The sequence below is a fragment of the Streptococcus pseudopneumoniae genome (assembly GCF_001074975.1).
GTDB lineage: Bacteria > Bacillota > Bacilli > Lactobacillales > Streptococcaceae > Streptococcus > Streptococcus pseudopneumoniae_D.
Map to the genome: position 1 here is coordinate 17,736 of NZ_JUUO01000133.1, position 13,590 is coordinate 31,325.

General features: G+C 40.6%; 10 protein-coding genes and 1 pseudogene. 10 read left to right on the forward strand and 1 reads right to left on the reverse strand.

Annotated features, from left to right (window positions below; genetic code table 11):
* Nucleotides 1–75: 75 nt before the first annotated feature.
* From ADI86_RS09570 to metF, 5 genes and pseudogenes are all read left to right on the forward strand, one after another.
* Nucleotides 76–480 carry a YbgA family protein gene (locus ADI86_RS09570; RefSeq protein WP_049532784.1) on the forward strand — a complete coding sequence of 135 codons (405 nt, stop codon included), beginning with the start codon at nucleotides 76–78 and terminating at the stop codon, nucleotides 478–480.
* A pseudogene (locus tag ADI86_RS09575) lies at nucleotides 464–829 on the forward strand (TIGR02328 family protein). Before ADI86_RS09570 ends, ADI86_RS09575 begins: the two are co-directional and overlap by 17 nt.
* Before the next feature lie 186 nt (nucleotides 830–1,015).
* Nucleotides 1,016–1,309, forward strand: coding sequence for a helix-turn-helix domain-containing protein (locus tag ADI86_RS09580; protein WP_049532786.1), 294 nt, complete (start codon nucleotides 1,016–1,018; stop codon nucleotides 1,307–1,309).
* Nucleotides 1,310–1,675: 366 nt separating this feature from the next.
* Nucleotides 1,676–3,925 carry a 5-methyltetrahydropteroyltriglutamate--homocysteine S-methyltransferase gene (gene metE, locus ADI86_RS09585; protein WP_049532787.1) on the forward strand — a complete coding sequence of 750 codons (2,250 nt, stop codon included), beginning with the start codon at nucleotides 1,676–1,678 and terminating at the stop codon, nucleotides 3,923–3,925.
* A 61-nt stretch (nucleotides 3,926–3,986) separates the two neighbouring features.
* Entirely contained in the window at nucleotides 3,987–4,856 is an 870-nt protein-coding gene (gene metF / locus ADI86_RS09590; protein WP_049532788.1) for a methylenetetrahydrofolate reductase [NAD(P)H], read from the forward strand.
* Nucleotides 4,857–5,011: 155 nt separating this feature from the next.
* Here the strand turns inward: metF and ADI86_RS09595 are convergent, their stop codons facing one another.
* The gene (locus ADI86_RS09595; RefSeq protein WP_049532789.1) at nucleotides 5,012–5,872 is read right to left on the reverse strand and encodes an AraC family transcriptional regulator; all 861 of its coding nucleotides are present in this window, start codon (nucleotides 5,870–5,872) and stop codon (nucleotides 5,012–5,014) included.
* 107 nt (nucleotides 5,873–5,979) lie between these two features.
* Here ADI86_RS09595 and ADI86_RS09600 point away from each other — a divergent pair, with 107 nt between their 5' ends.
* The 5 genes from ADI86_RS09600 to gtfA all read left to right on the forward strand — a co-directional run bounded on the left by ADI86_RS09600 (nucleotide 5,980) and on the right by gtfA (nucleotide 12,833).
* Nucleotides 5,980–8,142, forward strand: coding sequence for an alpha-galactosidase (locus ADI86_RS09600; protein ID WP_049532790.1), 2,163 nt, complete (start codon nucleotides 5,980–5,982; stop codon nucleotides 8,140–8,142).
* Nucleotides 8,143–8,156: 14 nt separating this feature from the next.
* The gene (locus ADI86_RS09605) at nucleotides 8,157–9,416 is read left to right on the forward strand and encodes an extracellular solute-binding protein (RefSeq protein ID WP_049532792.1); all 1,260 of its coding nucleotides are present in this window, start codon (nucleotides 8,157–8,159) and stop codon (nucleotides 9,414–9,416) included.
* A gap of 13 nt (nucleotides 9,417–9,429) precedes the next feature.
* Nucleotides 9,430–10,296: a carbohydrate ABC transporter permease gene (locus ADI86_RS09610; protein WP_049532794.1), complete on the forward strand. Its 867-nt coding sequence runs from the start codon at nucleotides 9,430–9,432 to the stop codon at nucleotides 10,294–10,296.
* A 13-nt stretch (nucleotides 10,297–10,309) separates the two neighbouring features.
* Nucleotides 10,310–11,143 carry a carbohydrate ABC transporter permease gene (locus ADI86_RS09615; protein ID WP_049532795.1) on the forward strand — a complete coding sequence of 278 codons (834 nt, stop codon included), beginning with the start codon at nucleotides 10,310–10,312 and terminating at the stop codon, nucleotides 11,141–11,143.
* A gap of 247 nt (nucleotides 11,144–11,390) precedes the next feature.
* Nucleotides 11,391–12,833, forward strand: a complete 1,443-nt coding sequence (gtfA, locus tag ADI86_RS09620) for a sucrose phosphorylase (RefSeq protein ID WP_049532797.1) — start codon at nucleotides 11,391–11,393, stop codon at nucleotides 12,831–12,833.
* The last annotated feature ends 757 nt before the right edge of the window (nucleotides 12,834–13,590 follow it).

A 13,590-nucleotide genomic window follows, 5' to 3' on the forward strand; every position in this document is an offset into this window, starting at 1 on the left:
CTCATATTCCGCTCATTTTTAAGATACAACTTTGTTTCCATATTTCCTGGAAACTGATCAAAAGCAAGGAGAAAGATGGAACAAACTAATCAAAAATCTCAATGCCAGCAACTCTGGGCGAGAAACAAATACCTCGTTTTGAGCCATTCCAGCAATATTTACAATGAGATTCGCCAATACTTGAAGAATGAAGAGGTGGAGGTAAGTCATGTTCAAAAACTGATCGATCGTGCCAGTCAAATTCCTGAGCATAGAGGTCAGGTTTGCAATGCCTTTCAGCATATTTGGGGCTATTTTAAAAAGAAAGCGACAGATGCTGAGCGTGAGGACTATATGATCTTGCTGGATCGCTACCGCTATGGTCAGGTTTACAAGGAAGATGTGATTGCTAAGACGAGAGAGTTGCTTGAACGCTATCCCAATACCTACTTGCAACATTCGACTTTACTGAAAGAAGACTCCCATGAGACTTTGGCATGAGACTTTAATCGCACAACTTCCCCGTCCTCAACTTTTGGGGCAACATCGAGAGTGTTGCGCCCTGCGTGGCAATGGCTGGGACAGAAAGCATGCAACGGTGGACTATGTCTTTACCCACTCGCCCTATCGTCTCTATTCCTATCATGACTTGATTATGGAGGAGATGATTAAACGAGGCTTTAAGGTCAGTCCAGAGTGGCTGGACAAGAACTACCGAGGTAAGACCTGCGCTCCTTATTAAGACTCAGTAGAGGAAAAGCTGAGAAGTCCTATCTATAGTGAGCATGATGCTACCTACTATGAGGAGTGTCTGGCAAATCTACGAGAGAAGGGGATAGAGCTGGAATAATAGTAAGGATTGCCTTCAATTTATAACTCTTCCCATAATTTTTTCGAATCATAAAGATGAGACCTTTGGAATTTTTCTAAGGTCTTCTTTTTATGAGTGTTCAGATTTACTTTTAATAACTTTTGAGTTATAATTTTAAAAAAGCCAAGCGTGAACTGAAGGACTTAATAGAAAGAGGGTTAAGTGATGAAGAATAGTGCTATTGGGAGTAACTGGAAGGATGTCCGATCTGAACTCTTTACCAAGGAGGAAATCCTTGAAAGTGATATGCGAGTGGCTATCATGAGTGAGTTGATTGAGGCCAGACATGAGCAAGGAATCAGCCAGAAAAAGCTAGAGGAACTCAGTGGAGTGAGCCAGCCTGTCATAGCTAGGATGGAAACAGGCAAGACTAGCCCTCAGTTGGATACAGTCTTAAAAGTCTTAGCCAGTTTAGGAAAGACACTAGTAGTCGTCCCACTCGAACGGGAAAAGAGTTGATTAGAGTAGACTCATACTCAATGAAAATCAAAGAGCAAACTAGGAAACTAGCCGCAGGCTGTACTTGAGTACGGCAAGGCGACGTTGACGCGGTTTGAAGAGATTTTCGAAGAGTATTATAGTCTTTTCTAATAGCAATCCATAGTCACCTATAAGAATTACTAATAAGGCGTTTGAGTATTCTAACTGGAATACGGCTTTAAAACAAGCTACACAAATGATTTGAGGCATTTGTCTCAGGTCTTTTTCTTTTGTCTAAAACAGAGATATAGTTTCAAACTATATCAAAGCCTAATTTTTTACAATTATACAGATGATTTCTTTTCTGTTAAGATAGTTTCAACAACAATTTTTGGAGGACACATCATGTCAACTACAATCATCGGTTTCCCTCGTTTGGGTGAATTCCGCGAATTAAAATTTACAACTGAAAAATACTTTAGAAAAGAAATCTCAGAAGAAGAACTCTTGGCAGCAGCAAAAGACTTGCGTGCTAAACACTGGAACATTGTCAAAGAAAAAGGCATCACTGAAATTCCATCAAATGACTTTTCTCACTATGACAACTTCCTAGATGCAGCTTTCCTCTTTAACGTGGTACCTGCTTCAGTTCAAAACTTGGACTTGTCTGACCTTGAGCGCTACTTCGCTTTGGGTCGTGGTTACCAAGGAGAAAAAGGGGACGTGCGTGCCCTTCCGATGAAGAAATGGTTCAACACCAACTATCACTACATCGTTCCTAAATTTGAAAAAGACACTCAAGTGAAACTTGCAGGTCACAAGATCTTTGATGAGTTCCAAGAAGCAAAAGAACTTGGCCTTAACACTCGTCCAGTCCTTGTAGGACCATTCACTTTCCTTCAATTGTCAGACTTTGAAGAAGGCGTGAAAGCCGAAGACTTCGTAGACAGCTTAGTAGCTGCTTACCAAGAAGTTTTTGCAAAATTAGCTGAACTTGGTGCGACTCGTATCCAATTGGACGAAGCGGCTCTTGTAAAAGATTTGACAGCTGAAGAAAAAGCTCTTTTCTTGAACCTTTACAACAAACTTTTGGCTAATAAGAAAGGTCTTGAAGTCTTGCTTCAAACTTACTTCGGAGACGTTCGTGACGTTTACGCTGACCTTGTGAAATTGCCAGTAGATGCAATCGGTCTTGACTTCGTTGAAGGTAAGAAAACTCTTGAACTCGTTAAAGGTGGCTTCCCAGCTGACAAGACTCTTTATGCAGGTATTGTCAATGGTAAAAACATCTGGCGCAACAACTACGAAAAGAGCTTAGCTGTTCTTGAGCAAATCCCAGCTGAAAACATTGTCTTGACAAGCTCATGCTCACTTCTTCATGTGCCATTTACAACTGCTAATGAAGAATTTGAACCAGCTATCTTGAACCACTTTGCATTTGCGGTTGAAAAATTAGATGAGATCCGTGACTTGGATGCTATTCGCAACGGTCAAGGTGAAGAAGCGCTTGCTGCTAACAAAGAACTCTTTGCGACTGAGCGTGTTGGTGAAAATGCTGAACTTCGTGCTCGTATCGCTGGATTGACTGACGCAGACTACACTCGTTTGCCAGCCTTTGCAGAACGTGAAGCAATCCAAGAAGAAGCTTTCAAACTTCCAGCACTTCCAACAACAACGATCGGTTCATTCCCTCAAACTAAGGAAGTTCGTGCTAAACGTTTGGCCTTCCGTAAGGGTGAATTGTCACAAGAAGAATACGATGCCTTCCTTGCTGAAACCATCGACGAATGGATCAAATGGCAAGAAGAAGTTGGATTTGACGTGCTTGTACACGGTGAATTCGAGCGTAATGACATGGTTGAGTACTTCGGTCAAAACTTGTCAGGTTACCTCTTCTCTAAGAACGGTTGGGTACAATCATACGGTATGCGTGGGGTTAAACCACCAATCATCTGGGGCGATGTTACTCGTCTCAACCCAATCACTGTTAAATGGTCTAGCTACGCACAAAGCCGTACGGACAAACCTGTTAAAGGTATGTTGACTGGACCTGTTACTATCCTTAACTGGTCATTCCCACGTGAAGACATCTCTATCAAGGATTCGACTCTTCAAATCGCCCTTGCCATCAAGGATGAAGTTCTTGACCTTGAAGCTGCTGGTGTGAAAATCATCCAAATCGACGAGGCTGCTCTTCGTGAGAAATTGCCACTCCGCCGTAGTGACTGGTACGAAGACTACCTTGACTGGGCAATTCCTGCCTTCCGCTTGGTACACTCAACTGTAGCGCCAGATACTCAAATCCACACTCACATGTGTTACTCAGAATTTACAGATATCATCCCAGCCATCGATAACTTGGATGCGGACGTTATTTCCTTTGAAGCTAGCCGTTCAAACCTTGAAATCTTGGACGAACTCAAAGCGAAAAACTTCCAGACAGAAGTGGGTCCTGGGGTTTACGATATCCACTCACCTCGTGTGCCTAACGAAGGCGAAATCGACCACACAATCGAAGCTATCCTTGCCAAAGTGCCAAGCAAGAAAGTTTGGATCAACCCTGACTGTGGTTTGAAAACACGTGGTATTCCAGAAACTAAAGAAAGCTTGATCCGCCTTGTAGAAGCTGCAAAAGCTGCGCGTGAGAAATTGTAAGATTCGATTTCTCCCTACAATGGTTGCTCAAAAAGAAATCAACTAGAAAAGGTTCGTATATATGTCACGTCAAACACCGTCACTCTCATTTGAAGTTTTCCCTCCAAATCCAGCAGTAGGCAATGATAAAATTATTGCAGCTCTTCAAGATATGCAGGAGCTAGCACCACACTTTATCAGTGTAACTGCCAGCAATAATAAATTTAATATCAAGGAAACGACGGTCCGTTTGGCTGACTTTATCCAAAATGATTTGGCGATTCCGACCATTGCCCACTTGCCAGCTATCTATTTGACTAAGGACAAGGTTGCTGAAACTATTGCTGACTTGGACAAGGTTGGGGTGCAGAAAATCTTGGCTCTTCGTGGAGATATTATCCCTGATGTGGAGCCGCAAAAGGATTTCCGCTATGCAACCGACTTGATTGAGTTCATCAAGGAACAAGCTCCTCACTTTGATATTATTGGAGCTTGCTATCCAGAAGGGCATCCAGATTCGCCAAATCAGATTTCAGATATCCAAAACCTTAAGAAGAAAGTAGATGCAGGCTGTTCTAGCCTTGTAACTCAGCTTTTCTTTGACAATGAGCGCTTCTATGATTTCCAAGACAAGTGCATCTTAGCTGGGATTGATGTCCCCATTCATGCAGGGATTATGCCAATCCTGAATCGAAATCAGGCTCTCCGTCTCTTGAAGACTTGTGAGAATATCCATCTTCCACGCAAATTTAAAGCCATCTTAGACAAGTATGAGCATGACCCTGAGTCGCTCAGAGCAGCAGGACTTGCCTATGCCGTGGACCAAATCGTGGACTTGGTAACTCAGGATGTGGCTGGTGTTCATCTCTATACCATGAACAATGCCGAAACAGCAAAATACATCCACCAAGCAACACATGCTTTGTTTAATCATCAACCTCAAGGATCATAAACAATAAACCATTCCTCTTTTTCATGTAGTAATGGGCTAAACTCCCAAACTAAGTTCCACCGCTAGTAAAAGTGGAACTTAGTCTGATAAAAATTGTAAAAACCAGTGGAATTCCGTGTTAGGGTATGTTCCACTGGTTTTAATAATGCTTGATTTTATAGTGTTTCCTTTCTCACTAGTAGGTATTGAGAGTATTCTTTTCTTGTATGACTTGGAGTCTGATTAAAGTATTGTTTATAAGCTTTCGAAAAATGGAGTGGATCTGAAAAACCTACCGAGCATGCAATTACCTTGATAGACTCTTGGGTATTCTCGAGAAGTTGTTTAGCTCGGTGCATTCGAACATAGAGTAGGTATTCTTTGGGGGATAAGGTGTTAAATTCTTTGAATACGCTTGATAAGTAGCTTCTGTGAACGGATAGTTCTTTTGCTAAATCTTGAATTGTAAGTGATTGAGGATAGTGGCTATCAATTAATCGTTTGCATTCAAGATAGAGTTGGTAGGTTGATGAAATATTCTTTTTTTTCTGATTGGGAGCAATAGTTCCCAGATGAAACATCAGTTCATGGAGTTGTCCCATGATATGGAGTTGAGCTAATTCATTTGATTTTGTAATCTGAGCGAAGCGAACAATGTCTGAGATGAGTTTTGCAGTAGTCTGAGTATGACAAGTTTCAGATTGGATGAGATAGGATTGGTCAGAAATTTGAGAAAGAGCAAAATAGTCAGGAGCTTTCCCTCCAGTGATTCCTAACCAGTAGTAGGCCCAAGGTTTTTCACTATCAGCTTGATAAAAGGTTAGTTCATCTGGTTTTAATAGAAAGAAATCTCCTTCTTTTAAATCAACAATTTTACCCTTGTAATGAAATTTTCCTTGTCCTTTACTAATATAATGTAAAACGTATGTATCACGAATGGCTGGTCCAAAAGAGTAATTAGGTGTGCATTCCTCATATCCATAAAACCTTAGGGAAAGATCAATTGTTCCAGTCTGGTATTCTGAAAAAACTAGCATGTGCTACCTCCTACCTAACATTTTACCATATTCTTGATACATTTTTCTATTTTAGAAAGCGATTTCAGATGATAAAATAGAAGCAAGAAATCGAAGAGGTAAAGTAAATGGGAATTAGGATAGAGAATAATCTATTTTATGTTGAGAGTAAAAATCTAAGTTTGATTATTGAAAATCGTGATGGGTACTTACTACTGAAACATTTAGGAAAGACTATTAAGAACTATAAAGGTTCCAATAGTGTTTATGAACGAGATCATGCCTTTTCAGGAAATCCAACGGCTAATAATCGAACCTTTAGTTTGGATACACAACGTCAGATTTTCGGACAACATGGCTTAGGAGATTTTAGAAAACCAACCTTACAGGTTCAGCATGATGCAACTGAAGTAACAGACTTTCGATTTGTAGAAGCAAAGATTTTAAAAGGTCAGAATGGTCCACAGGGCTTACCTTCTCCACATAGCATGGACGATACAGAGACGCTTGCCTTGATTTTAGAAGATCCTAAGGCTCAACTTAGTCTGACTTTGTATTATACAGCTTTTGATAATGTTGCGACAATTGCTAGCTACAGTAAATTGGAGAATAATAGTAATCAGGAGGTTGTCATCCATAAAGATTTTTCTTTTATGGCTGATTTTCCAGCAACAGCTTACGAAATAGTAACTCTGCAGGGTGCTTATGCTCGTGAAAAGACTGTCAGACGTCAACAGGTAGAACAAGGAATCTTTTCGATTAGTTCGAACCGTGGAGCTTCTGGGCATGCTCAAACACCAGCTCTTCTACTATGCGAACAAGGAGTCACAGAGGATGCTGGGAATGTGTTTGCTATTCAACTAATGTATAGTGGCAACTTTGAAGCTTTTGTTCAAAAAAATCAATTGAATGAAATTCGGCTGGCTATTGGGATTAATCCGGAAAACTTTTTTTGGAAGTTAGACCCTGAGGAATACTTTGAAACACCGGTAGCTTTAATGACCTATTCAGATCAGGGATTAACTGGTGTTAGTCAGGAAAGTCAGAATTTTGTACTGAAGCACATTATTCCAAGTAAATTTTCTAAAAAAGAACGTCCAATTCTAATCAATAACTGGGAAGCTACTTACTTTGACTTTCAGAGAGAAAAACTGTTAGAGTTAGCAGATGAAGCTAAGAAAGTTGGCATTGAACTTTTTGTATTAGATGATGGGTGGTTTGGCAATCGCTTTGATGATAATCGTGCTTTAGGTGACTGGGTTGTTAATGAGGAAAAACTGGGTGGAAGTCTAGAAAGTCTGATTTCAGATATCCACGAAAGAGGTTTGCAGTTTGGACTTTGGTTAGAACCTGAGATGATTTCTGTTGATAGTGATTTGTATCGTAAACATCCTGACTGGGCTATTCAGGTTCCAGGATATGAGCATACCTATTCTCGAAATCAATTAGTACTGAATCTTGCCAATCCTCAGGTAGTAGAATATTTGAAAAATGTTTTAGATGAACTCCTCTCTCATCATAAAATTGACTACATCAAATGGGATATGAACCGCAATATAACTAATCTGGGGAATGGTTCAGCCTACTTGGAAACCCAGATGCAGTCTCATCAGTATATGTTGGGGCTTTACGAACTCGTTTCTTATCTGACAGAGAAACACAGTCATATTCTCTTTGAGTCCTGTTCTGGTGGTGGTGGACGAAATGATCTTGGTATGATGCGCTATTTCCCACAAGTCTGGGCTAGTGATAATACTGATGCCATTGCACGTTTACCAATTCAATACGGGTCATCTTATCTCTATCCAACCATTTCTATGGGGGCTCATGTGTCAGCAGTACCGAATCATCAGATGGGACGAAAGACACCGTTAGAAACACGTGGTCATGTGGCAATGATGGGAAATTTGGGCTATGAGCTTGATTTGACAAGTTTATCCGATGAAGAGAAAGCTACGATTGCTAATCAGGTGAACTTGTATAAAGAATTACGACCAGTAGTTCAGTTTGGACAACAGTATAGACTAATTAATCCCGATAATGAATCCAACGAAGCAGCTGTACAGTTCACTTATCAAGACCGTACGGTTGTAACCTATGTACGGGTCTTATCAACGGTTGAGGAGATCGAGCCGACCCTGAAGCTCAAAGGCTTGGAAGAAGATGCACTCTATAGCTTAGAAGAGACCAACCAAGTCTATTCAGGAGCTGAGCTCATGTATGCTGGCTTAACCGTCGTTCTTCCTCAGGGAGATTTCCTCACTAAACAATATGTTTTTGTCAAAAAATAAAAGGAGACAGCCAAATGAAATGGTATAAAAAAATCGGACTTCTTGCAACTACAGGTTTAGCTTTGTTTGGGCTCGGTGCTTGCTCCAACTATGGTAAATCTGCGGATGGCACAGTGACCATCGAGTATTTCAACCAGAAAAAAGAAATGACCAAAACGTTGGAAGAAATCGCTCGTGATTTTGAGAAGGAAAACTCTAAAATCAAGGTCAAAGTCGTCAATGTACCAAGTGCTGGTGAAGTATTGAAGACACGTGTTCTCGCAGGAGATGTGCCTGATGTGGTCAATATTTACCCACAGTCCATCGAACTGCAAGAATGGGCAAAAGCAGGAGTCTTTGAAGATTTGAGCAAGAAAGACTACCTGAAACGCGTGAAAAATGGCTACGCTGAAAAATATGCTGTAAACGAAAAAGTTTACAATGTTCCTTTTACAGCTAATGCTTATGGAATTTACTACAACAAAGATAAATTTGAAGAACTGGGCTTGAAGGTTCCTGAAACCTGGGATGAATTTGAACAGTTAGTCAAAGACATCGTTGCTAAAGGACAAACACCATTTGGAATTGCAGGTGCAGATGCTTGGACACTCAATGGTTACAATCAATTAGCCTTTGCGACAGCAACAGGTGGAGGAAAAGAAGCCAATCAATACCTTCGTTATTCTCAACCAAATGCCATTAAATTGTCTGATCCGATCATGAAAGATGATATCAAGGTCATGGATATCCTTCGCATTGATGGTTCTAAACAAAAGAACTGGGAAGGTGCTGGCTATACCGATGTTATCGGAGCCTTCGCACGTGGGGATGTCCTCATGACACCAAATGGGTCTTGGGCGATCACAGCGATTAATGAACAAAAACCGAACTTTAAGGTTGGGACCTTCATGATTCCAGGAAAAGAAAAAGGACAAAGCTTAACCGTTGGTGCGGGAGACTTGGCATGGTCTATCTCAGCCACCACCAAACATCCAAAAGAAGCCAATGCCTTTGTGGAATATATGACCCGTCCAGAAGTCATGCAAAAATACTACGATGTGGACGGATCTCCAACAGCGATCGAAGGGGTCAAACAAGCAGGAGAAGATTCACCGCTTGCTGGTATGACCGAATATGCCTTTACGGATCGTCACTTGGTCTGGTTGCAACAATACTGGACCAGTGAAGCAGACTTCCATACCTTGACCATGAACTATGTCTTGACCGGTGATAAACAAGGTATGGTCAATGATTTGAATGCCTTCTTTAACCCGATGAAAGCGGATGTGGATTAGGAGTAGAGAGACTATGAAAAAAGTATTACAAAAATATTGGGCATGGGCTTTTGTGGTCATCCCCCTCTTGTTACAAGCAATTTTCTTCTATGTGCCGATGTTTCAAGGAGCCTTTTATAGTTTTACCAACTGGACAGGATTGACTTATAACTACAAATTTGTCGGCTTAAACAACTTTAAGCTCCTCTTCATGGATCCAAAATTCATGAATGCGATTGGCTTTACCGCAATCATTACGATTGCCATGGTGGTTGGTGAGATTGCACTCGGGATCTTCATTGCGCGTGTCTTGAACTCTAAAATTAAAGGCCAAACCTTTTTCCGTGCTTGGTTCTTCTTCCCAGCTGTTTTGTCTGGTTTGACAGTGGCTTTGATCTTCAAGCAAGTCTTCAACTACGGTCTTCCAGCGATTGGGAATGCCCTTCGTATTGAATTTCTCCAAACCAGTCTTTTAGGGACTAAGTGGGGAGCGATCTTTGCGGCTGTCTTTGTCCTTCTTTGGCAAGGGGTAGCTATGCCCATCATCATCTTCCTAGCTGGTTTGCAATCTATTCCAACTGAGATTACAGAGGCAGCAAGGATTGATGGCGCGACTAGCAAGCAAGTTTTCTGGAACATTGAATTGCCTTACTTGCTACCAAGTGTCTCTATGGTCTTTATCCTAGCCCTAAAAGGTGGGCTGACTGCCTTTGACCAAGTCTTTGCCATGACCGGTGGTGGTCCAAACAATGCGACAACCTCACTTGGGCTCTTGGTTTATAACTATGCCTTTAAAAACAACCAATTCGGTTATGCCAATGCCATTGCCGTAATCTTGTTCTTCTTAATTGTAGTGATTTCGATCATCCAATTGAGAGTATCTAAGAAATTTGAAATTTAAGAGGAGAAGCATGATGAAACAAGATGAAAGAAAAGCCTTGATTGGCAAATACATTCTATTGGTTCTAGGATCGGTTCTGATTTTAGTGCCGCTCCTTGCTACCCTCTTTAGTTCCTTCAAACCCACTAAGGATATTGTAGATAATTTCTTTGGCTTTCCAACCAACTTCACATGGGACAACTTTAGCCGTCTCTTAGCTGATGGGATCGGAGGCTATTATTGGAACTCTGTCGTCATCACTGTCTTGTCTTTACTTGCAGTAATGATCTTTATCCCTATGGCAGCCTACTCCATCGCTCGCAATATGAGTAAAAGAAAAGCCTTTACCATCATGTATACCCTCTTAATCCTCGGAATCTTCGTCCCATTCCAGGTTATCATGATTCCGATTACGGTTATGATGAGTAAACTCGGTTTGGCTAATACCTTTGGTTTGATCTTGCTCTACTTGACCTATGCGATTCCACAGACTCTCTTTCTCTATGTCGGTTATATCAAAATCTCGATCCCAGAAAGTCTGGATGAAGCAGCTGAGATCGATGGTGCTAATAAATTTACAACCTATTTCCGCATCATCTTCCCAATGATGAAACCGATGCATGCGACAACCATGATTATCAATGCCCTTTGGTTCTGGAATGACTTCATGTTGCCACTCCTTGTCTTGAACCGGGATTCCAAAATGTGGACTTTGCCTTTGTTCCAATACAACTACGCAGGCCAATATTTCAATGACTACGGACCAAGCTTTGCTTCATACGTTGTCGGCATTATCAGTATCACTATTGTATATCTCTTCTTCCAACGCCATATCATCGCAGGAATGAGCAACGGCGCAGTGAAATAAGATACAAAGGGACGATTCAGCTTGCTGAAAATTTCTGTAGAAAAATAGGAAATCGACGTAGTGTGCTTGCACACAAGAAGGTTTATCTTTTTTCCTAAGAAATTAGTTCCGTGTTCAATTATAGATACAAGGGGGCGATTCAGCTTGCTGATTTCAATCGTATCCTATGAAGCAATTCTTAAAATACATAAACTCATAAAAGCCAGGTCTCTTCAGACTTGGCTTTCAAATAAGAAAAGGAGACCATATGCCAATTCAAAATAAGACCATGTTAATTACTTACTCAGACAGCTTGGGAAATAACCTCAAGGACCTCTATGAAAATCTGGAGAAACACTTTGGAGATGCTATTGGAGGAGTTCACCTTCTACCATTTTTCCCATCAACTGGCGATCGTGGATTTGCGCCAGTTGACTATGACGAAGTGGATTCAGCTTTTGGTGATTGGGAGGACGTTAGGCGTTTAGGTGAGAAATATTATCTTATGTTTGACTTTATGATTAATCATATTTCTCGTCAATCTAAGTATTATAAGGACTATCAAGAAAAACATGAAGCCAGTGAATTTAAAGATCTCTTTTTAAACTGGGATAAGTTTTGGCCAGAAAACCGTCCGACACAGTCTGATGTAGATTTAATTTACAAGCGTAAGGATCGTGCACCAAAGCAAGAGATTGTTTTTGCAGATGGTTCAGTGGAACATTTGTGGAATACCTTTGGTGAGGAGCAGATTGATCTTGATGTGACCAAAGAAGTAACGATGGTATTCATCCGTAAGACCATTCAGCACTTAGCAAGTAATGGGTGTGATTTGATTCGTCTAGATGCCTTTGCTTATGCAGTGAAGAAATTGGATACTAATGATTTCTTTGTGGAACCAGATATTTGGGATTTATTGGACAAAGTTCGAGATATCGCTGCTGAGTATGGGACAGAGCTCTTACCTGAGATTCATGAGCACTATTCGATTCAGTTTAAAATAGCGGACCATGATTACTATGTTTATGATTTTGCTCTTCCAATGGTGACACTTTATACTCTTTACAGTTCTAGAACAGAGCGTTTGGCCAAATGGTTGAAGATGAGCCCGATGAAGCAATTTACGACGCTAGATACCCATGATGGGATTGGAGTAGTAGATGTCAAGGATATCCTGACAGATGAGGAGATTGACTATGCTTCCAATGAACTCTATAAGGTTGGAGCTAATGTCAAACGTAAGTACTCTAGTGCAGAGTATAATAATTTAGATATTTACCAAATCAATTCAACTTACTATTCGGCACTTGGGGATGATGATGTTAAGTATTTCCTTGCACGCTTAATTCAAGCTTTTGCCCCAGGTATTCCTCAGGTTTACTATGTGGGTCTATTAGCAGGCAAGAATGACTTGAAATTATTAGAAGAAACTAAAGAAGGTCGCAATATTAATCGTCATTACTATAGCAATGAGGAAATAGCAGAAGAAGTCCAACGTCCTGTGGTGAAGGCACTTCTCAATTTATTTTCTTTCCGTAACCGTTCAGAAGCCTTTGATCTAGAAGGGACTATTGAGATAGAGACACCAACAGCTCATAGCATTGTAATCAAACGTCAAAATAAAGACAAGTCCGTAACAGCAGTAGCAGAAATTGATCTGCAAAGTAAGACTTATCGAGTAATTGAGAATGAAGTTGAAATAGCATTTTGAAGCCTTGATATGGTTGATAAAATAGGGTTTGCTAAATTCCCAAACTAAGTTCCACCGCTAGTACAAGTGGAAGTTAGGATGGTAAATTATTCCATTCCTCCATGAAAAGAGGAATGGTTTTTTTGATAGAAAAGACCGCACTTTTTAAGAAAAATATGATAAAATAGACTCTGTACGTACTTGATACAAAGATGAGGGTATTAAATAATACAATGCATTCAAACTGCAAGGTTTAGCGATACAATCGAGTCAAATCGATATTATTTGACGAGAGAGTTAGTCAAGCATTTAGCTAATCGCCTGATAGCAATTAGCGTGAAGGGTTTAGATGCTTTAGTATCAAACCTTTCTAATGATTTGTATCTTGAGAATTGAACACGCCTACAACTCTCTGGAAAAAGATAAATCTCCCTAGGAGCAGTCGCTCCGTCGTTCGATTTCCTATTTTCCTTTGAGTTGCTGAATGGCTTAGTATCTTGAGAATTGAACACGGGCTAAATCCCTAGTGAAAAAGATAGATTTCCTGGTGTACATGGTACACTGCGTCAATCTCCTATTTTCATACGGGATTCTTCACGCCCTTAGTATCTTGATGAATTGAATTTTGGTCTCATTTCTTAGGAAAAAAGATAAGCTTCCTAGCACTCATCGAGTGCGGCGTCACCTTCCTATTTTTCTACAGAAATGTTCGGCAAGCCGAACCGTCCAAAATATCTTGATCTTTGTAGGCAAGGCGTATAATTTCATCAATCCAAAG

Bases quoted from the DNA above. Each gene is read 5' to 3' on its own strand.
- ADI86_RS09605 (WP_049532792.1), top strand. From the start codon at position 8,157: ATGAAATGGTATAAAAAAATCGGACTTCTTGCAACTACAGGTTTAGCT.
- ADI86_RS09580 (WP_049532786.1), top strand. From the start codon at position 1,016: ATGAAGAATAGTGCTATTGGGAGTAACTGGAAGGATGTCCGATCTGAA.
- ADI86_RS09600 (WP_049532790.1), top strand. From the start codon at position 5,980: ATGGGAATTAGGATAGAGAATAATCTATTTTATGTTGAGAGTAAAAAT.
- metF (WP_049532788.1), top strand. From the start codon at position 3,987: ATGTCACGTCAAACACCGTCACTCTCATTTGAAGTTTTCCCTCCAAAT.
- ADI86_RS09615 (WP_049532795.1), top strand. From the start codon at position 10,310: ATGAAACAAGATGAAAGAAAAGCCTTGATTGGCAAATACATTCTATTG.
- gtfA (WP_049532797.1), top strand. From the start codon at position 11,391: ATGCCAATTCAAAATAAGACCATGTTAATTACTTACTCAGACAGCTTG.
- ADI86_RS09610 (WP_049532794.1), top strand. From the start codon at position 9,430: ATGAAAAAAGTATTACAAAAATATTGGGCATGGGCTTTTGTGGTCATC.
- metE (WP_049532787.1), top strand. From the start codon at position 1,676: ATGTCAACTACAATCATCGGTTTCCCTCGTTTGGGTGAATTCCGCGAA.
- ADI86_RS09570 (WP_049532784.1), top strand. From the start codon at position 76: ATGGAACAAACTAATCAAAAATCTCAATGCCAGCAACTCTGGGCGAGA.
- ADI86_RS09595 (WP_049532789.1), bottom strand. From the start codon at position 5,872: ATGCTAGTTTTTTCAGAATACCAGACTGGAACAATTGATCTTTCCCTA.